18 protein-coding genes and 1 pseudogene are annotated in these 22,182 nt (G+C 51.4%); 4 read left to right on the forward strand and 15 right to left on the reverse strand.

Going from position 1 to position 22,182, the window contains the following annotated elements; genetic code table 11:
- The first annotated feature begins 19 nt into the window (after positions 1-19).
- From Q4544_RS12175 to Q4544_RS12185, 3 genes are read left to right on the forward strand one after another with little or no spacing between them, the layout of a single operon-like run.
- Positions 20-1,114: an amino acid ABC transporter permease gene (locus Q4544_RS12175; protein ID WP_303506652.1), complete on the forward strand. Its 1,095-nt coding sequence runs from the start codon at positions 20-22 to the stop codon at positions 1,112-1,114.
- Positions 1,104-2,165, forward strand: coding sequence for an amino acid ABC transporter permease (locus Q4544_RS12180; RefSeq protein WP_303506653.1), 1,062 nt, complete (start codon positions 1,104-1,106; stop codon positions 2,163-2,165). Before Q4544_RS12175 ends, Q4544_RS12180 begins: the two co-directional genes overlap by 11 nt.
- Before the next feature lie 9 nt (positions 2,166-2,174).
- Positions 2,175-2,564, forward strand: a complete 390-nt coding sequence (locus Q4544_RS12185; protein WP_303506654.1) for a RidA family protein — start codon at positions 2,175-2,177, stop codon at positions 2,562-2,564.
- 211 nt (positions 2,565-2,775) lie between these two features.
- On the opposite strand, the gene Q4544_RS12190 is transcribed toward Q4544_RS12185, so the two are convergent.
- From Q4544_RS12190 to Q4544_RS12240, 11 genes and pseudogenes are all read right to left on the reverse strand, one after another.
- A complete protein-coding gene (locus tag Q4544_RS12190) occupies positions 2,776-4,281 on the reverse strand; it encodes a mannitol dehydrogenase family protein (protein WP_407063045.1) in 1,506 nt (501 codons plus the stop codon).
- A gap of 2 nt (positions 4,282-4,283) precedes the next feature.
- Complete coding sequence (locus Q4544_RS12195) at positions 4,284-5,285, reverse strand: ABC transporter ATP-binding protein (RefSeq protein WP_303506656.1); 1,002 nt, start codon at positions 5,283-5,285, stop codon at positions 4,284-4,286.
- A 9-nt stretch (positions 5,286-5,294) separates the two neighbouring features.
- Positions 5,295-6,128: a carbohydrate ABC transporter permease gene (locus tag Q4544_RS12200; protein ID WP_303506658.1), complete on the reverse strand. Its 834-nt coding sequence runs from the start codon at positions 6,126-6,128 to the stop codon at positions 5,295-5,297.
- A 12-nt stretch (positions 6,129-6,140) separates the two neighbouring features.
- Positions 6,141-7,079 (reverse strand): carbohydrate ABC transporter permease, encoded by a 939-nt coding sequence (locus Q4544_RS12205; RefSeq protein ID WP_303506660.1) that lies wholly within the window; start codon positions 7,077-7,079, stop codon positions 6,141-6,143.
- A gap of 152 nt (positions 7,080-7,231) precedes the next feature.
- The gene (locus tag Q4544_RS12210; RefSeq protein WP_303506706.1) at positions 7,232-8,482 is read right to left on the reverse strand and encodes a sugar ABC transporter substrate-binding protein; all 1,251 of its coding nucleotides are present in this window, start codon (positions 8,480-8,482) and stop codon (positions 7,232-7,234) included.
- Positions 8,483-8,630: 148 nt separating this feature from the next.
- Positions 8,631-9,662 (reverse strand): LacI family DNA-binding transcriptional regulator, encoded by a 1,032-nt coding sequence (locus Q4544_RS12215; protein WP_303506662.1) that lies wholly within the window; start codon positions 9,660-9,662, stop codon positions 8,631-8,633.
- Between the two features lie 209 nt (positions 9,663-9,871).
- Positions 9,872-11,113 (reverse strand): annotated as a pseudogene (locus Q4544_RS12220) (IS3 family transposase); the annotation flags it as partial.
- Positions 11,114-11,179: 66 nt separating this feature from the next.
- Positions 11,180-12,715 (reverse strand): sulfatase, encoded by a 1,536-nt coding sequence (locus Q4544_RS12225; protein WP_303506664.1) that lies wholly within the window; start codon positions 12,713-12,715, stop codon positions 11,180-11,182.
- Positions 12,716-12,719: 4 nt separating this feature from the next.
- Positions 12,720-13,586, reverse strand: a complete 867-nt coding sequence (locus Q4544_RS12230; RefSeq protein ID WP_303506667.1) for a carbohydrate ABC transporter permease — start codon at positions 13,584-13,586, stop codon at positions 12,720-12,722.
- Positions 13,583-14,431 carry a carbohydrate ABC transporter permease gene (locus Q4544_RS12235; RefSeq protein ID WP_303506669.1) on the reverse strand — a complete coding sequence of 283 codons (849 nt, stop codon included), beginning with the start codon at positions 14,429-14,431 and terminating at the stop codon, positions 13,583-13,585. The genes Q4544_RS12230 and Q4544_RS12235 overlap by 4 nt, the downstream gene beginning before the upstream one ends.
- A gap of 140 nt (positions 14,432-14,571) precedes the next feature.
- On the reverse strand, positions 14,572-16,083 hold the full coding sequence (locus tag Q4544_RS12240; RefSeq protein ID WP_303506671.1) for an ABC transporter substrate-binding protein: 1,512 nt from the start codon (positions 16,081-16,083) through the stop codon (positions 14,572-14,574).
- A 112-nt stretch (positions 16,084-16,195) separates the two neighbouring features.
- Here Q4544_RS12240 and Q4544_RS12245 point away from each other — a divergent pair, with 112 nt between their 5' ends.
- Positions 16,196-17,107 (forward strand): LysR family transcriptional regulator, encoded by a 912-nt coding sequence (locus Q4544_RS12245; protein WP_303506673.1) that lies wholly within the window; start codon positions 16,196-16,198, stop codon positions 17,105-17,107.
- Between the two features lie 213 nt (positions 17,108-17,320).
- On the opposite strand, the gene Q4544_RS12250 is transcribed toward Q4544_RS12245, so the two are convergent.
- From Q4544_RS12250 to Q4544_RS12265, 4 genes are read right to left on the reverse strand one after another with little or no spacing between them, the layout of a single operon-like run.
- Positions 17,321-18,349, reverse strand: a complete 1,029-nt coding sequence (locus Q4544_RS12250; protein WP_303506675.1) for an ABC transporter ATP-binding protein — start codon at positions 18,347-18,349, stop codon at positions 17,321-17,323.
- A 22-nt stretch (positions 18,350-18,371) separates the two neighbouring features.
- The gene (locus Q4544_RS12255; protein ID WP_303506677.1) at positions 18,372-19,643 is read right to left on the reverse strand and encodes an MGH1-like glycoside hydrolase domain-containing protein; all 1,272 of its coding nucleotides are present in this window, start codon (positions 19,641-19,643) and stop codon (positions 18,372-18,374) included.
- A 3-nt stretch (positions 19,644-19,646) separates the two neighbouring features.
- Positions 19,647-20,879 carry a carbohydrate ABC transporter permease gene (locus Q4544_RS12260; RefSeq protein ID WP_303506679.1) on the reverse strand — a complete coding sequence of 411 codons (1,233 nt, stop codon included), beginning with the start codon at positions 20,877-20,879 and terminating at the stop codon, positions 19,647-19,649.
- Positions 20,876-22,168 (reverse strand): carbohydrate ABC transporter permease, encoded by a 1,293-nt coding sequence (locus tag Q4544_RS12265; protein ID WP_303506681.1) that lies wholly within the window; start codon positions 22,166-22,168, stop codon positions 20,876-20,878. The genes Q4544_RS12260 and Q4544_RS12265 overlap by 4 nt, the downstream gene beginning before the upstream one ends.
- Between the last annotated feature and the right edge of the window lie 14 nt (positions 22,169-22,182).

Below are 22,182 nucleotides of genomic sequence, written 5' to 3' on the forward strand. Positions count from 1 at the left end.
TAGTTTTCGTCGCGAAAGAATGCGTCACCTTACCATTCAGGTATTTACCATTGGAACAGTCGTCGCATTGCTTTGGCTCGTGGCCTCAATGGTTCAACATCGTCTCGAACTGATGGGAATCAACACCGGATTTGGTTTCTTGAGCAACCGCGCGGGTTATGACATCGGTGAATCCTTGATCCCTTATGATGGCGACGCAAGCTACGGCCGTGCGCTGCTTGCCGGGTTCAGCAACACCCTCAAAGTTGCAGTATCATCAATTTTCGCCGCTCTCGCCCTAGGCCTTCTAGCGGCAGGAGCAATGCTGTCCGGCCATTCGACCGCCAACCGAATTGCCAAGTTTTATATCAAAACCGTGCGCAATACGCCGCTGCTGTTACAACTTTTCTTCTGGTTTGGGATTTTTACGATCAGCCTCCCGGCGATCCGAGATCGGTTAACGTTGCTCCCAGGTGTATATCTTAGCAACCGTGGCCTGAACTATCCGACCCCAGATTTAGCCCTCGGATTGGTCTTCCTACTCGCACTCGCCATCCTAGTATTCACGCTCATCTATGGCGCGCGGTTACGTAGCCGTGGTGCCAAGACACGCCTATTTAGCATTATAGGCTGGTCGATAGGCCTTGGTGTCGTTCCCCTTGCAGCAACCACAGGCATTGGCCATCTCAATATGCCCGAAATTGGGCGCTTTGCGATCAAAGGCGGCGGCGTTCTATCACCTGAGTTCATGACGCTTTTCATCGGTTTATCAATCTACACGGGCACCTATATCGCCGAAACCTTGCGCGGTGCCGTTATGGCCGTTGCCTCTGGACAAGGCGAAGCGGCTGCGGCACTTGGCCTAACACGCGGCCAATCTTTCCGTCTCGTCGTTCTTCCGCAAGCCACACGAATTGCGCTGCCCTCAATCGTTTCCGAATTGCTGAACCTTGTGAAAAACAGCTCTCTGGGTGTGGCTGTTGGCTATCCTGACCTTGTGTCAGTGGGCAACACAGCCATGAACCAAACCGGACAGGCCATTGAAATGATTGCTATCTATATGCTCGCCTATGTGACGATCAACGTGATCATCACCAAATGCTCTCAGGTTTTGGAGGCCCGCTATGAATGGTAACCATACTCTTTCATTGCCTCAAAAACTCAACGTAGCTTTGTTTGGCGATAAAATTCGTACAATAATCTCGATTCTACTTATTTTTATTGCCGTGTTCGCAGGCCCCGGCTTGATCAATTGGTTGCTCCTAGATGCCACATGGGTCGGCACCTCTGAGGATTGTCGCGTCAATGGCGGGGCATGCTGGGCATTTCTAGGGGTTAAGCTGAACTTGATTGTCTTTGGCGCATACCCAACAGCCGAAATATGGCGCCCAATGGTGTTCATGGCCTTACTTACTTTGATTGCAGCCTATGCCTACCAACGCCCACGAAGCATAAAACAGGTCATTCTGTGCTTGTGCGTTGCATTTATTGTCGGGTTGCTCTTAATGCGCGGCGGTATATTGGGCTTGCCGGTCGTCGCCAACACCCGCTGGGGCGGCCTTCCGATCACTTTGATTGTAACTCTGGCCGGGCTTGGTGCATCCTTCCCGCTGGGCATACTCATCATGCTCGGAGGTGCTTCCGAGAACCCCCTATTTCGCATCCCTTGCCGACTGTATGTAGACGTCATCCGGGGCATTCCCGCCATCACTTTGGTCTTTATGACTTTTGCCATTGTACCGCTTTTAATGCCGCAAGGCATGATGATCGACAAACTATTACGCGCTGCTCTTGGCTTAACGTTTCTGACCGCTGCCTATTTTGCCGAAGCCCTTCGTGGCGCCCTTGAGGCGTTGCCCAAAGGACAAGATGAAGCCGCGGCTGCGTTGGGCGTGGGTTACTGGAAGCGCCAAAGGCTGATTATCCTACCACAAGTAATTGCAAATTCGATGCAGCCCTTGGCGAACATTGCCATCGCATTTGTCAAAAACACCTCTCTGCTGATCATCATCGGTTTATTCGATCTCTTAGGCGCGGCACGGTCCAGTCTGTTTGATGGGGATTGGCAGGGATATTATCGCGAGCTCTACCTGTTTGTGGGGCTCATTTACCTCGTCATCTGCCTGTTTCTTGAAAGCTATGTAAGCAAACTAGAAACCGAACGCAGCGGACGCATTTCTCGCTAAAGAGGCTTTATGAAAGAGATCATTGATCTGCCACACCTGAACGCAGCGTTGGCAAAACTTAACACACCCACATCTTTGCTCGTGCGCAGCAAGGACATGCTTTACAGCTGCGGCATTCCGCCTATGGATTTGGAAAAGCAGGAAATTGTTCAAGGCGACTTGAAAGAACAAACCACTGCCGTGCTTAGCATCATGAAGGCTGCCCTAGAAGGTGCTGGATCTAAACTAGAAAAAGTTATTAAAATAACGATTTATGTGACGGATACCGCATACTTTGGCCCGGTTAACGAAGTATACAAAGAGTTTTTTCCAGACAATCATCCTGTCCGATCCTTTGTTGCAGTTGCCCCTTGGCCGCTGCCGTTTGACGTCGAAATCGATTGCATCGCCGAAGCCTGAGACCACAACATATCAAAGATCTTTGGATGACATAAGTCACCGATCATGCTCATAAATCAGAAGGTGAAACCCGCCCACCAATCTGATCAAAGCCGGAAATATCTAGACCCAGGTGGTCCAAGGTTGGGGGCAAGTGCAACCCGAGCTCGTTTTCACGGGATCATATCAATCAAGGTTTCACCGCAACATAGGATTATTCTTTGCCCTCAACTTAAGTGGTTTTGGTATGCCCAAGGTATACCTCCACTGCTGATGCGCTACCTTCGCTCCAAATGAGCTCTAGCCAGTGGCAAAAAGTTGACGCAAATACTGGGTCGTCTGCCAAATTTCCGTAAATCTGGCGCTGTTCTAACCACTTCTTTGGATTGAACTCGCTTGCTTTGGCTGCCACGGACAGGTGCGGCCAAATTGGATCATTGTCTTGGATTTGCGAACCGTCGTCGCGTATACCTGCGCACATTCGTGCCCATAGGGCCTCTACCAAGGCTAGACCCTTGACTGAGCCGTTTGCTGCCAAAGCATCCTTTAGAATGGGAAGGATGAATTCAGGGTGTCGCGAAGAGCCATCAAACGCCACCCGTCGCGTGGTGTCGCGAATTTGCGGGTTGGAAAACCGGGAGGCAATTAATTCGGTATAATCGGCAGGGCTCATGTCTGGAACCGGCGCGACGTACGGCACGATTTCTTCGTGTTCAACTTTATGAAAAAATTCAGATATCAACGGGTGGGCCATGCATTGCGCTATGGTGTCCACAGACAATAGCTCTCCGACATTGGCCAAAACTTGGTGCCCTGCATTCAAAATACGAATTTTCATCGCTTCGTAATTGTGAACATCGTCGGTCAGGATCGCACCAGCTTCTTCCAGTTCAGGTCGCCCTGCGCAAAAATCATCCTCGATCACCCACTGACGATAGCTTTCATGCGTGACAGGCGCGGCGTCTTCGATGCCCAACCCTCGTACCATGTCGAGTTCACTTGGCCCCGTGGCCGGCACAATGCAGTCAACCATGGAATTTGGAAAGCTACAATGTGCGGAAATCCAATCAGCTAAGCCCGGATTACTCTGGCGCGCCAGTGACACCACTGTTTGCCGTGTGATCGTGCCATTGCCACGAAGATTGTCACAGCTGAGAACCGTGAAAGCCCCTGCCCCGGTTTGTCGCCGCACGTTTAATGCAGCGACAATGGCACCAAAAGCAGTGCGCGGTGCTTCTGGGTGCGCTACATCGTGTTGAATATCAAGATGGCCAGTTTCAAACCCTCCATCGGTTGGCGCAATAAAATAGCCCCCTTCGGTCACGGTAAGAGAAACGATGCGAATTGCAGGATCCGCCATCTGGCGGATCAATGTCGCACAGTCCTCTTCTATCGGTAGGTAGTCGATCATAGAACCGACAACTTCAGCCGACGGTCCACCCGCCGAAACTTCGATCAGCGTCGTTAAACAGTCTTGCGCCACAAGGCGCTCACGCATGGCCGCATCATAGGAACGGACTCCAGCACCAATGATAGCCCAATCATGTGCGAGCCCATTTTGCATCAATTGATGCAAATACCACGCCTGATGAGCACGATGAAAGTTCCCGACTCCAATGTGGACTATTCCCGGTTGAAGCTGTGTCCGGTCATAGTTCGGATGCGGAATATCCTTGGGCAAGCTCGGCAGATTTGCATCTGACAGCACGATGCTCTGCATATTTTCTGTCGCGCACATCATTAAATTCTTAGGCCCTGCGCATCAAATTTATGAATTTGATCAGCCTGTGGTGTGAGGTAAATCGTATCGCCATGCTTCACCGCGATGTCTCCGGTGATACGAACAGTGATCATGTCAGCAAGACCCGTGTCGTGAACATGAATAAACGTATCAGAGCCAAGGTGTTCTGCCACACCAACGCGGCCTTTCCACATGCCATCTGTCATGCTGACACCGGTATGTTCTGGACGAATACCAATCGTTGCAGCTCCCATTTTCTCGGCTTCAGTGCCAGAAAAAATGTTCATTTTTGGAGATCCAATAAAACCTGCAACGAAGACATTGCGTGGTTTATGATATAGCTCAAGCGGAGAGCCGACCTGTTCGATCACACCGGCACGCAACACAACGATTTTGTTGGCCATTGTCATCGCTTCGACCTGATCATGGGTCACGTAGATCATGGTGGTCTTTAGCCGTTCATGCAGTTCACCAATCTCAAGACGCATCCCTACACGCAGCGCTGCATCTAGGTTTGATAGGGGTTCGTCGAACAAAAACGCCTCGGGTTCGCGCACGATGGCGCGGCCAATGGCGACGCGCTGACGTTGACCACCCGACAGATCAGCGGGTTTGCGATCTAGGTAATCCATGAGGTTTAGCGACTTGGCCGCTGTCTCGACCCGTTCATCAATTTCGGGCTGTTCCATCTTGGCCATACGCAGCGGAAAGCCAATATTTTTGCGCACCGACATATGTGGGTAAAGCGCATAGGATTGGAACACCATGGCCAGTCCACGTTTCGCTGGCGGCACATCGGTTGCATCTTCTCCTTCGATCTCAATAGCGCCAGAGGTCAAATCTTCGAGACCAGCAATCATGCGCAGCAAGGTCGACTTACCACAGCCCGACGGGCCAACGAACACTGCGAACTCTCCATCTTCGATCGTAAGATCCAATGGCGGTATGACCTGCGTTTCACCAAACGTCTTGGTCACGTTTTTCAATACGATACGTCCCATTGTCTTTCCTTATTTCACAGCGCCAAAGGTCAAACCTTGGACAAGTTGTTTCTGGCAAAACCATCCCAATACAACGATGGGTCCGACGGCGGCCGCCGATACTGCGGAGAGGCGACCAAAGAACAGGCCCTCAGGGGCGCGGTTGCCTTCGATGAGTTTAGAGAGCGTTGCTGCATCTGTTGTTGTCAGACGAACGGTCCAATATGCCTCGTTCCAGCAGAAGATGAAGCAGAGCAACGCCGTTGAGGCGATCCCACCCCAGGCGAGCGGAATGAGGATTTCTTTGATTTCGCCCCAAGTGTTTGCGCCATCCATTTGACCCGCTTCGATGATGTCTTTTGGGATCTCTTTGAAGTAGGTGAATAACATCCAGATCACGATGGGCATGTTGATCAGACTGAGCACCAAGATGATCAAGAAATGCGTATCAAACAGCCCGGCACTTTTGGTGATAAATGTCATCGGATAAAGCACCGCCGCGGCTGGCAGCATTTTGGTCGACAGCATCCACATCAACACGTCTTTAGTCGCGCGGCTTGGGTTAAACGCCATGGCATATGCACACGGGATACCAACGAACAGCGTAAAGACTGTGGCCATAACCGCGGTGATGACCGAGTTCTTAGCAAAGCGCCAATAGTCGTAATTTTCGGTCATGTTGATGTAGTTGTCGAAGGTTGGTTTGAAAAAGATCAGGTGTTCCGGTTTCACCGCGTCGGCGTCGGTCTTAAAGCTGGTTAGCACCATCCAGAAGATGGGGAAGAAGAAGAACAGCCCAACGACCCAGGCCAATGTCGGCCGTCCGTATTTTCCGAACCTCGAAGTTTTTGCAACGATTGCCATTGTCTGGTCCTCTTATTCCATGAGTGTCTTGCCAATCATGCGCAGCAAAAAGATTGCGACGATGTTGGCGAGGATGACTGCAAAGATGCCTGTGGCACTTGCTGCACCGATGTTGTTGTTGGCAAATTCACCTATCAAGTAAGGCAGGTTTTTATTGCCGTTTCCGCGGCTTACGATTTCGATCTCGGCGTATAGCGACAGGTGAAAGATCGCCTGGATCATCACCACGATTGCGATTGGGCGTGCCAAATGCGGCAAGGTGAGAAAGCGAAATTGCGACCAAGTGTTTGCCCCATCAAGTACAGCGGCTTCTTTCTGCTGCTGGTCTTCCGATTGCAAAGAAGTCATGAAAATTAATACAGCAAAGGGTGTCCATTGCCACGTCACCATGATGATAACGGCGTAGGCCGAAGTTTGCGTCGCTCGGAACGAAATCGGGTGCAGCTCGGGCCACATGCTAAAGAACCATCCGACCAACGGCGCGTCTTTAAGGCCTGTGATCATGTCATTGATGCCGCCAACCGCAATACCTTGCAGACCAAGAACCGGATCAAGGATCATGTTAATCCACAAAACCGCATTCACAGCAGGCATCACAAAGAACGGTGAGATCAAAAGCACCCGGACGATGCCCTGCCCCGGAAAGCTTTTGTTGATAAGTACGGCGATCAACACGCCCAGAATGACGGTTAGAAACAGAATGCTGCAAACGATGAACAAGCTGTTCTGAATAGCAAACAAGAAGTCTTTGGATTTTAAAACAAATTCATAGTTACCAAAGCCGCGCCAGTTGCTGAAACTCGGCGTCGTCCACTCTGGGCGACGTAAGCTATTTAAAACGTAGCGAATAAACGAGAAGTACAGCGTCATCCCTAGAGGGATTAGCATCCATACTAAAAGCAAAAGCACCGCGGGTGTTTGAAGAAGGCGGGGGAGCTTTCTGTCAGACATGATCCTATCCTCCAGGCAAAACGTCTTTTACGTTTTGCTCGTGATGTTGGGGTTACGAATATTTGGATGTTAGGCGTCGCCGAGGCTATTTAGCAAATCGGACAAGGGGATTGGTGGGAGAGCCCGGTACAAACCGGACCCTCCAGAGTAGCTTAGTCGTAGTAGCCAGCCTCTTTCATGATCGAGTCCGCTGCCTTTTGCGACGCTGCAAGTGCATCCTCTACAGACTTGGCACCCGACAGAGCTGCGGCCATTTCCTGAGCGACGGCAGAGCCGACTTCTGGGAATTCTGGGATCGCTGCGAACTGAACACCAACATAAGGCTTCAGATCGGTTGCACCCGGTGCCGCGCTTTCGATTGCTGCCAATTCAGCTGCCGCAAAGCCTGCTGCTGCTTGGAACTCAGGGATCGCGTAGGTTGACGCACGTTGACCAGTTGGAACAGAACCCCATCCAAACTCAGCATGGTTACCAACTGCTTTTACGTAGTCTTTTGATGTTGCCCACTCGATAAAGTCAGCCGCTGCTTCAGCGTTCGGAGACCCCGCAGGGATCGCCATTGCCCACGCCCACAGCCAGTTTGCACCAACTGGGTTACCTGCATTTGGTGATTGCGCGTAAGCCACACCGTCAACTTCTAGGAAGGATGCCGCGATTGTGGCATCAATCCACATGCCGCATTTGCCTTCGTTATAAAGCGCAAGGATTTCATTGAACGAGTTCCCTTCAGAACCTGGAGGGCCATAGTTACCCAATAGGTCGACGTAGAAGTTGATCGCCGCGTTCCATTCCGCGCTGTCCAGAACTGGACGCATATCGGCATCAAACCACGCGCCACCGAAAGAGTTCACAACAGTGGTGATAAACGCCATGTTGTCGCCCCAACCCGGCTTACCGCGAAGGCATGCGCCATAAACGCCATTTGCTGGATCGTGAATTGCTGCGGCTGCTGCCTTCACGTTGTCCCAGCTGTCGTTGTCTGTGATAGATACACCTGCTGCATCCATCAGGTCTTTGCGATACATCACCATCGAAGATTCACCATAGAATGGTGCTGCGTAAAGCTGACCCTCGTGGGACAAACCGTTGCGCATCGCTGGTAGAATATCGTCGACATCATAGTCAGCTGAGAAGTTCAGCGGTTCAATCCAGCCTGCTGCACCCCAAATCGGGGCTTCCTGCATGCCGATGTTGATGATGTCATACTGCCCGCCACCTGTTGCGGTGTCAGAGGTTACCTGCTCGCGAAGAACACCTTCTTCTAGCGAAACCCAGTTCAGTTCGACGCCTGTCTCTTGTGTGTAGGCCTCTGCAACTGTCTGCATGTTGATCATGTGACCGTTGTTCACGATCGCAATTGTGAGTGTCTCGGCTGATACGCTGCCTGCCCCAATAAGCGACATGGCAGTTGCTGCACGAAGTGCGTTCTTTTTAAACATCCTATTCCTCCCGTAATCGATGTTGCATCTAAAGTAGCGACAAATATCTTCTCGCGTCAAATTAATTCTTTACGCGAGTAAAGTTTTATAAATTTCCTTTAACCTCTGATACTTACGCCGAGGCCCTCATTACCAGTCGCCCATCAAATAAGGTTTCCTCTTGCGAATCGGCTGTAGTTTTCCCCTCAATCCTTTCAAACAAAGTCTCTACACTCCGTTTAGCAATGGCCTCATAATCCTGAGACACTGTCGTTAAGGTTGGACAAGTATATCGCGAAAATGGATGGTCATCGTGTCCAGCTACGCGCAACGTACATTCAGGCTCTAGACCTACGCGCACACCTTCTTCGAAAGCGGCTGACAGAAACCCAATAGCAAGTCGATCATTACTGCACAGAATTGTGTTGGTTGGAAGCTTGCCCCCTCGCACGACGCGCCGCCCTTCTTGAAAGCCGATCTCTTCAAATTCCCACCCCTCACCGGCCGCTTGGATCAAATTCGGTTCATGACCTAACGCTTCCATCGACGCGATATAGGCATTACGACGTTTGAAAGCGTTTGGGTTTGTCGGTGATTTCATCTCAAAGAAGGTTGGCGGTTCGCCGGTACGGCACAGATAATCCACCATGATCCCAACACTTTGTTCGTTATTAGAGCCAACGAAAGGCGCTCCAATTCCGTCGATATTAGCGTCAAACAGCACACTTGGCACATCATTACAGAACGTATCAACATGCGCTCGATCAGAGGCTCGTCCTAGAGGCGCTAATAAAACACCGGCTGGTTTAATGCTGCGGAGGTTTTCGAGGTTTTCGATTTCCAATTCGGGTCGGCCGTGTGAACCCAATAGAACAGGTTTGTACCCCGTTTCCAGAATGTTATCTTCGATGACCCTCGCAATTTTCGCAAAAAAGGGATCAGAGAGATAGGGAACCACTACTCCAATGTTTTTGGTCAGTCGCCGATTTTGGTTTATTGCGTAAAGATTAGGTTGGTAGTCGTATTTTTCTAATGCTTCCTCAATCCGTTTTTTGGTGGAAACGCGAACGCTGCCAGGGTCATTAAAAAATTTTGAAAGTGTCGGCCGGGAAATACCGCTGACGGCAGCAAAATCTTCCATGTTTCTTATTTTTTTGCTCTTCATGAAAGGGCCCATTTTACAGCTATCAACTTTCGAACGAATTAACTCACGTCCATTATTCTCTTTCACTATAAATTAACGCGCGGAAACTTTCACCAAATTTCGAAATTTGCGCTGTTTCAATCACTTGCCGCAAACTTCCTCCTTCCAACCGACGCGTAGAATGGACCTGTCTCGCTTTCGTGCCGCCCCATGTGCCAGTTCAAGCCACTTTTCCGTTCGAAAACGACGGGGCTTTTCCAACCCAGTGCTGAGTGTTTTCTGCGGGCGTTATAGAAGCCATTTATGTAGTTGAAGATTGCCAATTCAGCGGTGCGTCGGGTGGCCCAAGATTGCCGCCAGAACAGCTCCGTCTTAATCGTCTTGAAGAACGTCTCAACTGCGGCGTTGTCAAAACAATTCCCTTTCCCAGACATCCACTGCCCGGCAGTGCATGTTTACATGCATGAGAGGGGATGCTTTGAACCCATGCCTACGCAGGATCTTCTGGTAGTCATGTGAGCAATATTGCGACCCGCGATCCGTGTGATGGATACAACCTTTAGGCGGTTTGCGTAGATTGATCGCCATTTCCAAGGCTCGGATTGCCAGATCGCGCTTCATGCGGTTGCTAACGGCCCAGCCGATCACGCGCCTAGAGTGCAGATCAAGGATGACAGCCAGGTACAGCCAACCCTCACGCGTCCACACTTCGCTGATGTCCATTGCCCGGCAGGGTATTTGCACAGCAAATGTCCCGAGAGGGGCCAGCCCATTTCTGGTTTGGCTTTTCAGCATTGAAGTCGCGATCCAGCAGGTTTGGCGCGATATTGAACTTGTGGTTGCTGTCAGTAGTCACCTTGTATTTCTTTGACCTTTCGACACAAATGCTGTTCTCACGCAGTGACGAGGGTTCGGCAGATGATCTGGGAGATCATTTGCCCAAGGAACGCGACCAACACGACGGTGTCCTACGTCAACGCCGACCTCCTTCAATTCTTCGGTCATTCTGGGGCGACCATAACTGCCCAGAGATAGGGCAAACTGTTCTCTTATATGTGCCAGCACCACCAAATCTTTACGCTGACTGGTACTCAACGGCCGGGAACAAAAGGCACGATAGCCACGCGGGCTAACGTCCATAATTTGACACAGCCGATTGACAGGCAGCATATCCTTATTCTTTGCAATAAACGCGAACCTCATTTGCTTCGCTCCGCAAAGAACTGGGTGGCTTTTTTAACACTTCCCTCTCCTCGCGCAGTAGGCGGTTTTCTTTTCGAAGCTCCGCCAGATCGCGTTCCAAGTCGGATTGTGCGGTTGGTTTTTCAGGGCTGTGCTGATCTTGTTGTATCCAGCGGCTCAGCGTTGAAAACGCCAAGATCAGCCGCAACCTGCTTGCGCGACAGTCCGCTAATTAAAGCTATGCGAAGCGCTTCTGCGCGGAATTCTGGGGTTCGTTGTGGTGATGCCATTTCGTTGCTCCTTTGAGGCAAAATACCAAGTCAAAGGAGCGGAACCAATCCGCGACAGGTCCAGTTTCACGCTTGAGCGAGCCTCGGCATTTTCATGGGTTCTGACTGCAGAAAACCTTGCACCATACGCTCCAACATGGCGGATTTGATATCCACGCAGCTTGGCTCATGCCACAGATTGGTCAGCTCATTCGGGTCGTTTTCAAGATCAAACAGTTCGCCATCTTCACCCGTACGATAGACTGAAATTTTATATCTCTGCTCAATATAACTTGTGACATGAGGATTTTCCGGATTGTGCCTATTCTCGCAGATCGCAAAGCGGCGTGGGGCCTTTGCCTTTCTCTCCCAGGCACCCAATTGGGAGACACCCTGAACACCCCCCGGGATTTTCACACCAGCCGCTTCAAGGAACGTCGGCGTTAAATCGATAAGGCTTTGAATATCCTGACAAACGCCTGACGCGGGAATACGTCCGGGCCAGCACGCGGCAAAGGGAATACGCAGCATGTCCTCATAGTGGAATGGACCTTTCGCCACTAAACCATGTTGCCCAAGAAAATGGCCATGATCGGTGGTGAAAACGATCAGTGTGTTTTTGAGAAGATCATTGCTTTCCAAGTGATCCAAAATGCGGCCTATCTGTTGATCCAGAAACGACATCATGCCGTAATAGACAGCCATGTCCTTTTTCAGCGCCTCTTTGTCGTACAGGTGGCTGTCGCAGCCGTGCGCTTCATATGGCACATGCCAGTCGTCGAAGTCCGGTGACGGCTGTTGCGTCATCGCGAAATGACGTGGATTTCTCTCGTGCTCGCCAGGAGCCACCTCACCCGGTTCCATATCCTCTGGGTCATACATTGACGCCCAAGGTTCTGGCACTGTGTAAGGCGGATGGGGATCAGGGAAAGAGGTCCACAGGAAGAAGGGAGAGGACTCCTTCTGTGAGGCCTCGATAAACGCTAAAGAGCGATCTCCGATCCAAGGCGTATAGTGCATGTCTTCGGGCAAGGCCCAACTACGTTCTTCGCGGGCCCAATAGGGTGCGTTTTCTGCTTTTTTGGGGGCATGTTTCGAACTCTTGCCGGGCAAGGGTTGGAAATACTCCTGCCAATCCGCCAATCCGCGATCTTCCATCCAAGCGGCATAATGCTGACCAACATGCGCCTCGTCTGCATGATTTCGAACCAATTCGATGTGATCAAACCCATAGAACGGGCCGGTAAAACCTCGCCAGAAATCAATATCGCGCAGGATGGGTTGTTTTTCCAAAGATTCTCCGGCCAGTGGCTGGAAATGCGCCTTACCAATCAACCCAGTTTTATACCCTGCCTCCGAGAGCATAGCGCCCACCGTTGGGGTTTCCTCAGGCAGTTTCACTCCGATGGTCCAAGCCCCGTGCTGCGAAGGGTATTGGCCGGTGATAATGCTCGCCCTCGAAGGTGTGCACACAGGGCTAGGGCAATAGGCGCGATCAAAGCGCGTTCCCATCTCGCACAGCCGATCAATATTAGGCGTTTTGATCGCGGGGTTTGTCGCCCCCAATGCCGTGAAATGCTGCTGATCGGTTGTGATCAAAAGGATATTTGGACGTTTGGTCAAAGGATCACCCCTTTACCGCGCCAGAAAGGCCGTTAATGAAATAGCGTTGCAAAAGTATGAAAAGCACGACGACAGGTATGACCGAAATCGTGGCCGCCGCTGCCATGCCTGTCCAATCGATGAACTGCTCACCCTTGAAGGCGTAAAGCCCCACAGACAGGGTACGGATTGCTGGGTTGGCCAGTGTAACGACCAAGGGTAGCAGGAAGTCATTCCACGAATGCAAAACCTGCATAATCACAACCGTTACCACCATCGGGCGGGCGAGAGGCAGCATCACATACCAGAATGTTTGCAAAAAGCTGACACCATCCACCCGCGCAGCCTCTTCAAGCTCTTTCGGTAACTGGCTAAAGTACCCTGCAAAGAGGATCACAAAGATCACCATCGCATGGCCGGATGTTGCAAGCGTTAGGCCGTAAAGGTTTGACGACAGGCCCAGCCACGTCAACAATTCGAACACTGGGATGATCGTGAACCCCTGCGGGATAAAGACCGTCGCGACGAAGCCGAAGAAAATGACATTCCGACCGGGGAATTTAAATCGCCCAAGGACATAGCCCAAAGTAGACGTACAAAGCGTGACGATAATAACGGAACCAACCGTCACCAGCAGAGTGTTTACGAAATAACTGCCCATATGGGCTTCGGTCCATGCGCGCTGATAATTTTCGATGGCAAAGCCCCGCGGGATCAACCCCGGATTTGCAAAGATTTCGGCATTAGATTTCAGGCTAGTGGAAATCATCCAAAGAAAAGGATAGATCCAAATCAGACACACCACCGTTAGCAAAGTTGAGATCAGTGCGACTTGGCGCGTTGGCCGGTGATCACCAAAAATCCAGCGCATGGGGTTCAATAGATGCCTCATGTCGTCGCCCCCTCCACTTTGCCTTTCGAAGCGCGGCTCGCCAGCGCCTGGACAATGGTCAGCGCAAGAACGACACCGCCAAACAACACACCTGCGGCTGCGGCATAACCAAGTCTTGGGATCGATCCATCACCGGTCGCGAATGCTGTGCGATAGATAAAGATTTCCATCACTTCAGAGGCAAAAAACGGACCTCCGTTGGTCATGGACATGATCAGCGGAAAAACATTCAACGCACCTACGGCAGAGATCAGAAGGATCGCCAAGGCAAAGGGCAGAATGATCGGCAGTACCACATGGCGGATTAAACGCGCGCCCCTGCAGTTATCCAGCCGTGCCGCGTCATAGACCTCATCCGGCACCGTTTGAAGTGCGGCAAGCCAATAGATCATGGTCAGCCCTAGCCACTTCCAAACGTAAACTAGGATGACCGACCCCATGACATTCTCGCTTTTACCCAAAAAGTCGATGGGGCGAGAAATCATACCAAGATCCAGCAGAATCCCATTAATTGGGCCGTTGAACGGGCTCAACAGAAAGGTCCAGACGATGCCCATCACGGCAACAGGAGTCACGACAGGCAGGAACACCATGGTCCGGAAAAAGCTGGAAAGCTTTAAGAGCTGGTTGTTCAAAAGAACAGCAAGCACAAGCGACAAACCCATTTGAAGTGGTACGGTCCCCAGCAGAAAGATCATTGAGCGTTTAAACGCGTCCCAAAAGATCGGATCATGAAACAGTGCAACAAAGTTACCCAATCCGACGAACACCAGATCCGAGTTAAAGCCTGACCAATCGTGCAGCGCATAAAACAACGCAGCAAAGATGGGGTAAAAAACAAACATACCGCCCAGCACCAGCCCGGGTAAGAGCATCAGATAGTGATAGCGAAGTTTATGAAAAGTTTGGAGGAGCCGCATAAGTGCCTCAGGTTATTCTTGAAAGGTGAGCGCACAAAGTAATAAAGGCGCTCACCCTTGGGAGTTTAGGAATAGTCAGATGCGCCGAAGTCGACGTCTGGGTTCCAGTTTGAGAACACTAGGTCGGAACGGTCAACAGCCGCGCCGTCCGCTTTTGCTGCCGCAAAGGCTGCATCAAGTGCCGAATTGTAGCGGTCCTTTAGGGCCTTCATTTCAGACGCCACGCCTTTTAACTCTCCGGCAACCAGACCTTGGACAGTGCGCGCAAAGTTGATCTCAGGAGCTTGGAAAGCGCCGATGACCTTTGCCAGGTCACCATTACCGACCACTGGATTTGGCCCAACGCGGATTTGGTCATTGAACATGTTCAAGACTGCCTTCGCACGCCCACTCATGTCAGCCCGCTGGATTGCTTCCGCAAAGATCGGCGGGTCACCAGCACCCACGATATTCGCCCAATCTGTTTGACCTTGAACCGTTCCCAGATAATGGAAGATTTCGCCTGCGATTGCGCCGTTTTGAGATCCAGAGAAAAGCCACATCGTGTTCGGCGCAGCAGCACCCTGACCAATCGTCAGCTTACCAACCGGGCCCTCATCAGGCACCGGGCCAGAGGCGACACCAAAGTCAAAATCTGGATGATTGCCTTCCCAGCCTGGAATATTCCATGGGCCTTGTAGGATCATGCCGGCGGCACCTTGCGGCATGAACGCCCGAGCCTGCGGTGCATTCATACTCATGATGCCAGGGAACATCGATCCGTCAGCCTGCATCGCAATCAAAAGCTCTATTGCGGCAACGTATTGATCAGAGTCAAAGACGAAATCACCGGTGCGGAAATCAATATCTGCTTCGATCACTGAGTCTCCACCCGCTGAGGCGCCAGCCATACGGCCCATATTGCGCACGGTTTGGGCCCAACGACCCAGCTGAGAGCCGCCGATGATGAAGCCATAATAGCGGCCCTGACCTGCTTCGGTAATCTTACGCGCTGCATCTCGGAAATCTGTCCAATTCAGAGGCGTGGTTTCCGGATCGTAGCCCGCTGCTTCCATATAAGCTCGGTTGAACAGCAGATGTGTCCCGTAACGCTTGTTTGAAGTGAACGGCAGACCATAGGTTTTTCCGCCAAATTCATTGATACCCGGCAAGAAAGCCCCATCCGGGAAGCCGGCTTTCCATTCCGCAATATTTGGAATGAAGTCATCATAAGGTTGCACCCAACCTTGAGCGACGGCATCCGCTGGGTTTACGTTTTGCGGCAACGCAAAGACGTCATGTGCAGTCCCATTACGAACGCCCAATGGAACAACTTGAGCGATCTCCTTCCATGGCAATGCATCATAGACAACACTTATGTCACGTTCCTTAGCAAACTGTGGGAAAAGCTTGTTGTAAAACACCGCCTTCTGATCCCCGGAATCGATCCAGCGGAACGTTGACCCCGATGTGATTTTATTGACCATTGGAACAGATTGAGCAGATGCCGCACCACCCAACGCTGCTGCAGCAAGACCTGCTGTCGTTCCCATTACAAATGAGCGTCGCGATAGCCCGCGCGTGGTAGCTTTGACCATGATATCCTCCCAAAAATGACGCGAATTTAATTTCCTCATCGTCACATTGTAGGATTTGATAATTTAAATAAAGTTGACATTTTTCATTTATTGATAACTTTAGTTAATCAATATGCTGAGAAACCTAGAGTCCTTTGCCCGCTTTGTTGCCATTGTTGATGCTGGCACGATGCGTCGCGCTGCAGAGCAGATCGGCGTCACTCAGGCCGCGTTAACACGCAGTATCAAGATACTTGAAGAAGATCTGGAAGCGCCGCTGTTTGAAAGACGTGGGCGTGGCATTACGCTTACCTACTTTGGTGAAGGTGTCTACGATCACGCAAGACAATTGTTGCAAGATGCGACTGTGGCCGCATCCGAAATCCGGGCTTTGCGCGAGGGCGAACAGGGCACGCTGCGCCTTGCGGCAGCTCCAGTCTGGATGACGTCAATCCTTCCGCCGGTTCTTGCTAGTTTGCAAACGTCTTTTCCACGGTTAAAATTTGAACTCGAGGCGAGAAACTATTCTGATGCGATCCCATTGTTGAAGTCTGGACAACTGGATGCATTTTTCGGTGGTTTTCAAAAGCTGGAGTCTCTTCCGTCTTTCTTGGTTAGAGAACCTATGTTTCTGTCAAAGCTTCTGGTGATGGCACGGCACGACCATCCGCTTCACAGTCAAGATGAAGTGGTTGTGGAAGATCTTCTGAAATTTCCTTGGGTGTCGTTTCAAAGCGATGTGGCCTATTTGGACACTATCAACGAGGCCGTTCACAACAACACCGGTAAGGCCATTTCAGCCTCTGTTAATTGCGACTCTATGCTAACCGCCTTGGAGCTGTTGCGCTGCGGGGACTATCTTTCATTACTCCCCGACAGTTTCTTTAATTCCGTTCACGGTTCCGAATTGGATGCTCTGTCCCCGCAAATTGACGAAATAACGTTCCAGTCTGGCCCCGTATTCCGACGTAGCTTACGCGATAACGCCGCATTCGCGAAGTTGCTGTCCCTAAGCAAAATGAGAGCCGAAAAACTACACAACTAAATCGCTCGAAATTATGAGCTGCAACTAGTTAGGTCGTTTTACAAATTTCCGTAGATTCCCCAAATGAATTTTGCATACAATTTTCTGCTTTATCTCATCGTGCTACACAAAAGACCTTCCAACGAGACACCCTGAACCTGTCACGATTTGATGCCCACCTGGTGCCCGTTTAAGCCAACTTTCATTCGAACACGACAGTTCCACTTGCTTAAATTACCGAATTGCAATGTCGTGCGCGTCAAAGAAGTGCAGGTTTTCTTGTTCGAAAGATAAACCCACCTTTTTGCCTTCGATGTCTTCAAAGGCGCCGGGTGTACGCACAGTCAACAGGCCGAGTGGGCCGCAATCGACATAGTGGAAGAAATCCGCGCCGAGGTATTCGCTGACTTGAACAATGCCGTCACAATGGCCCGCGCCCGCATCGGCTATCGCGATATGTTCCGGGCGAATGCCTAGTTGAACGCTTCCTTTCTTCAACTCTGGTTGAGCGACATAATCACCGGCATTGCTGCAAGGAACCAGATTCATCTTGGGGCTACCGATAAACTGAGCGACGAACACATTATTCGGAGTTTCGTAAAGCTCGCGCGGGGTGCCAACCTGCATGATCAGCCCGTCCTTCAGAACCACAATGCGGTCAGCAAGAGTCATGGCTTCGACCTGATCGTGGGTCACATAGACCATCGTCGTTTCAAGTGTTTTATGAAGCCGAGCAATTTCAAACCGCATGTCCACACGTAAAGACGCGTCAAGGTTGGACAGAGGTTCGTCAAAGAGGAACCCTTTGGGGTTGCGGACAATGGCGCGCCCAATGGCGACACGCTGGCGTTGACCGCCAGACAGGTCCTTGGGGCGACGATCCATATAGGCGTCCAGCTTTAGCATCTCGGCGGCGTGTCCGACTTTCTGATCAATTTCTGCCTTCGGAGCACCGGCAGTTTTCAGAGCAAATCCTACGTTTTCTTCAACGCTGAGGTGTGGGTAAAGCGCATAGGATTGAAACACCATCGCGAGTTCTCGCTCTGATGGAACTTTATGCGTGACGTCATTTCCATCCAGCGCGATTTGGCCGCGGCTGGTTTCTTCAAGCCCTGCGATCATACGCAAGAGTGTGGACTTTCCGCAGCCAGAGGGGCCAACAAAAATAATTAATTCACCGTCTTGGATATCGAGATCAATACCCTTGATGACTTGCACGTCACCGAACCACTTTTCGACTGCTTTTAGGCTGATAGAACCCATGTCATTTTCCTTTTGTTGGGCCTTAGGCCACATCGCTTTGTTCGGTTTCATGTTGCCAAGACAGCCAAACGGCAGCTGTCCAAGAGAAGTTCGCGCCTACGCATCCTTCACCTGTAAGCGGGTTGAAGCATTCCCAAAAACCCGATTTTTCGATAGCGTCACACAGCCCATTGCGCACGATTTGGCCAAGGTCATGTTCGCCCTGTTCGGCGAGACCAAGCGCAGTCATATAATTCATCTGCGGCCAGAGCGGGCCACACCAATATCGCTGCGCCTCGAACTCAGGCGCATCGGGATCCCAACTGGGCAGCATGAATTCAACCTTGCCTGCGATGCGGCGCAGGTTGTCAGCGGTACGTCGACGTTGATCGGGCGTGCCTGTGTCTGCGTAAAAACATAGGGCGCTGCAATTAGAGAACCCTTTCGAGAATTCACCGGTACGAATATCGCGAGCGGTGAACGCGCCAAGCTCATCGTTCCATAGGTAATCGCTCGCCGCTTCGCCCTTTGCTATCCATGCCCGTATCTGCTCACAGACCGCTGCGGGTTTACCTATTTCGGTGGCCATCGCGAGCAAATCCTTGTCGGCACGCAACAGCACGAAATGGATATTTGGGTCAGCCATCAAGAAAGGGCCTTCGTCCGTTAGGCGGCGTTGATCCCAACCGATGCTGTTCCCGAAATGCACAATCGTAAGGTACTTGTCGTATTGCTCCTGACTGGGGCGGAAAGCTGGGTTTACGTGTTTGTTATCCATGCGCGTGTAGGGCGGCAGCTCTGGCGCAACCTCCATCTTGTCGAGCCCGATATTCCATTCAGGACAATTGTCACGCCCAGTTTCCCATGGATGTACTGTGGCTACGATGCCATCGACGGTGCGCGCGTCATGGAACCATTTGTGCCAAGCGAAAATTGCATCAAAAACTTCGGCACGACGTGCAGGACCCTGAGGTCCGCTTGTGATCTGACGCACGACAGTGGCCAACACGGGTGGTTGGGATACGCCCGTGGACGGGATTGCCCCGGGTGTTTTCCCCCAGCGGGCAGGACCCGGAAAATAGTCTGGGTCATCGCTGCGAAAGATTATGCTGGGGATCATGCCATCGGGCCATTGGCCTTCGATCAGCGTCGTGATTTCTGACCACGCACGATCTATGTCATAGGTCGCGATCCCAAGCGCGACAAATGCACTGTCCCAGTTCCATTGGTAAGGATACAAGCCTGCCGTTGGGATCGTAAATCCGCCACGGTCGTTCTTGGCCAAGGTATCAATTGCGATTTGTTTCAGAGACATTGGTTATCCTTTCACCGATCCTGCGGTCAGTCCCGCGACCAAGAACCGTTCGAACCACAGGAACAGTGCCAAAACGGGGACAGTCGCGATGACGGCTCCCGCCATAAGGTGCTGGCGTGGAACCTCGGATGAGTTGAGCTCGGCAATGCCGCGCGACAGGGTGTAGAGATCGACGTTGTCCAGAAACATGAAAGCGAACAGGAATTCGTTCCATGCGATCATGAACACGTAAAGCGCTACAGACGCGAGGGCGGGCAAAGCGAGCGGTAGGGTGATTTTTCGAATGACATTCAGGCGGGTGAGACCGTCCATTAACCCGGCTTCTTCAAGTTCCGCAGGTATACCGCGAAAGTAACCTTGAAGCATGTACAGCGCCACGGGAATAGTTGTGGCTGGATAGACGAGCATCAACCCCCATAGTGTATTGCGCATACCTAGCTGACTGAAGATTGCATAGAGCGGAATCACCAGAACGATCATTGGCACCATGTAGATCAACAGGATCGAGCGGCTGAGAAAATGCTGTCCGGGAAATTTAAGGCGCGCGACCGCATAAGCGCCGGGAACGGCGAAGAACAAAGTGATCAGCACCGTTACCACCGATACTATTGCGGAATTCATCAGGTAGCTGCCAAAGTGGTACTGTGTGAACAACTCAATGTAACTGCGGAACAGGGCTTCGGCGCCTTGTGCGAAGTTCAGCGAGAAATCCAGTGGGTTTGAAAGCAACAATTGCTGGTTCTTCAAACTCATCATCACCATGACAAAGAATGGCAGAGCCACGGCAATCGTAAAGGCCACAAGACCGAACCCCTTGATGAAACGCAGGCAGATCACTTCGACGTTATAGCGCCGCTCACCTGCAGGGCCAAAGCCCAATGCTGTCAGGTGGATGGATTGCGAGGCAACCCACGCCAACAGCACAAGAAACACCAATTGGCCAATCGAATAGGTTGATGGAGCAAGTCCCATAGGAGTCGCACCAGAGCCAACTGTCAGCACCACGATGAACACCAAGCCCGCAAGTGCGCGCATGCCTATGGATCGTTTCTCTGGTGTGAATGACGTCAATACACCGGCTGATATTATACCCGCAACAGCGCCAGCGGTGACCTGTGGTTGGAACAATTCACCGGAAATGAACAAGGCTAACAAGGTGATCAACACCGTCCAAACCGCGCCCCAAAGCGCTCCAAACAACAAGCATAGATAGAAAATGTTACCGAAACGGGTCATGCATCGTCCTCCGGTGAGAATTTGAAGAAGATCACTGAGAAAACCAGCAGGATCAGGAAGACAACCACAGCAACAGCCGCTCCAGCCCCTAGGTTGGACACTGCAAAGGCCTGTTCATAGACATTGACCGTCAGTGTTCGCGTACCAGCCGCACCACCTGTGAGTAGGAAAATGTCGTCGAATTTATTGAACGTCCAAATGAAGCGCAGCAGGAAAAGAACCGCCATAATGCCCATCAGTTGCGGCAGAGAGATAAAGCGGAATTGTTGAAGTGGCGTAGCGCCATCAATCTCAGCAGCTTCGTATATATCAGTAGAGACCGACTGCATCCGCGCAAGGATGAACAACATCGCCAGCGGGAAATAGCGCCAAATTTCAAAGATGATCACAACAGTCAGTGCGACCGGAAACTCGAACGTCATACCAAGAATGTTGATGTCTACGGCACGTTGGCCAAGGAAACTGATCGGGCCGTCAATCACACCCAACTGAATCAAAAGGGCATTTAATGTGCCACCGGGACCGGGATCAAGCAACAGCACCCACGCAAGGGCAACCGCGATAACGGGGGCCACATACGGGGACAGATAAAGCCCACGTAGAAAGCTGCGGCCGAAGAAGGTCATGTTCATCAATTGGGCTGCGAACAGGCCCATCACTAGCGCGCCGATGGTGCCTGCGATCGTGTAATAAAGCGAAGCCCACAATACAGGCCAAAAGTCTGATGCGTCGAACACCTTGCGGAAGTTATCGAGGGTGAAGTCATCGTTCGTAAGGATATTTTCAGGAACGAATTCAAACGCAGCCTCTGTTTCTTTGACGTTGATCGGAGCATCAATAAACGCTTGCGTGGCGGCAACGCGTACGATGATGTCTTCGCGCTTCCCAGCCTCGTAGTCGCTAAGATCGCAGGCGATCACAGCCTCAGCTATAGAGCAGCGGTCATCAACGTTCAGAATGCTCAATGTGTCTGGCAGAGTGTCAGTCATGGAGACATCTGCGATTCCGCTTTTGCGGGAGGAGTTGCGGATGCGATACCGGATGTCTGCCTCGTCTCCAACGGCCTCAAGTTTGCCCATCAAACGCTCGTTCACGAGGATTGAGGGAGCCCGAAGATCACCAAGTGTGACTGGCTTGAAGCTGATCCAGACGTTTGCAAACAACGGAAACAGTACAACAGACAACACTATCAGGAATGTCGGTAATAATAGCGCATAGGCGAAGCGCATTTCACGCTTGGCCAAGGGGCCAAGGCCACTTGGTGGTTTTGGTGTGTTTTCAGGTATCATGATTTCATCCGCTT

The organism is Cognatishimia sp. 1_MG-2023 (assembly GCF_030548175.1).
In the GTDB taxonomy this organism is placed as follows: domain Bacteria; phylum Pseudomonadota; class Alphaproteobacteria; order Rhodobacterales; family Rhodobacteraceae; genus Cognatishimia.

Excerpts from the sequence above, each read along its gene's own strand:
- Q4544_RS12265 (WP_303506681.1), bottom strand. The coding sequence starts at position 22,168 with ATGATACCTGAAAACACACCAAAACCACCAAGTGGCCTTGGCCCCTTG.
- Q4544_RS12190 (WP_407063045.1), bottom strand. The coding sequence starts at position 4,281 with ATGTGCGCGACAGAAAATATGCAGAGCATCGTGCTGTCAGATGCAAAT.
- Q4544_RS12250 (WP_303506675.1), bottom strand. The coding sequence starts at position 18,349 with ATGGGTTCTATCAGCCTAAAAGCAGTCGAAAAGTGGTTCGGTGACGTG.
- Q4544_RS12230 (WP_303506667.1), bottom strand. The coding sequence starts at position 13,586 with ATGAGGCATCTATTGAACCCCATGCGCTGGATTTTTGGTGATCACCGG.
- Q4544_RS12200 (WP_303506658.1), bottom strand. The coding sequence starts at position 6,128 with ATGGCAATCGTTGCAAAAACTTCGAGGTTCGGAAAATACGGACGGCCG.
- Q4544_RS12195 (WP_303506656.1), bottom strand. The coding sequence starts at position 5,285 with ATGGGACGTATCGTATTGAAAAACGTGACCAAGACGTTTGGTGAAACG.
- Q4544_RS12185 (WP_303506654.1), top strand. The coding sequence starts at position 2,175 with ATGAAAGAGATCATTGATCTGCCACACCTGAACGCAGCGTTGGCAAAA.
- Q4544_RS12245 (WP_303506673.1), top strand. The coding sequence starts at position 16,196 with ATGCTGAGAAACCTAGAGTCCTTTGCCCGCTTTGTTGCCATTGTTGAT.
- Q4544_RS12215 (WP_303506662.1), bottom strand. The coding sequence starts at position 9,662 with ATGAAGAGCAAAAAAATAAGAAACATGGAAGATTTTGCTGCCGTCAGC.
- Q4544_RS12260 (WP_303506679.1), bottom strand. The coding sequence starts at position 20,879 with ATGACCCGTTTCGGTAACATTTTCTATCTATGCTTGTTGTTTGGAGCG.
- Q4544_RS12205 (WP_303506660.1), bottom strand. The coding sequence starts at position 7,079 with ATGTCTGACAGAAAGCTCCCCCGCCTTCTTCAAACACCCGCGGTGCTT.
- Q4544_RS12255 (WP_303506677.1), bottom strand. The coding sequence starts at position 19,643 with ATGTCTCTGAAACAAATCGCAATTGATACCTTGGCCAAGAACGACCGT.
- Q4544_RS12180 (WP_303506653.1), top strand. The coding sequence starts at position 1,104 with ATGAATGGTAACCATACTCTTTCATTGCCTCAAAAACTCAACGTAGCT.
- Q4544_RS12210 (WP_303506706.1), bottom strand. The coding sequence starts at position 8,482 with ATGTCGCTTATTGGGGCAGGCAGCGTATCAGCCGAGACACTCACAATT.
- Q4544_RS12235 (WP_303506669.1), bottom strand. The coding sequence starts at position 14,431 with ATGTTTGTTTTTTACCCCATCTTTGCTGCGTTGTTTTATGCGCTGCAC.
- Q4544_RS12175 (WP_303506652.1), top strand. The coding sequence starts at position 20 with ATGCGTCACCTTACCATTCAGGTATTTACCATTGGAACAGTCGTCGCA.
- Q4544_RS12240 (WP_303506671.1), bottom strand. The coding sequence starts at position 16,083 with ATGGTCAAAGCTACCACGCGCGGGCTATCGCGACGCTCATTTGTAATG.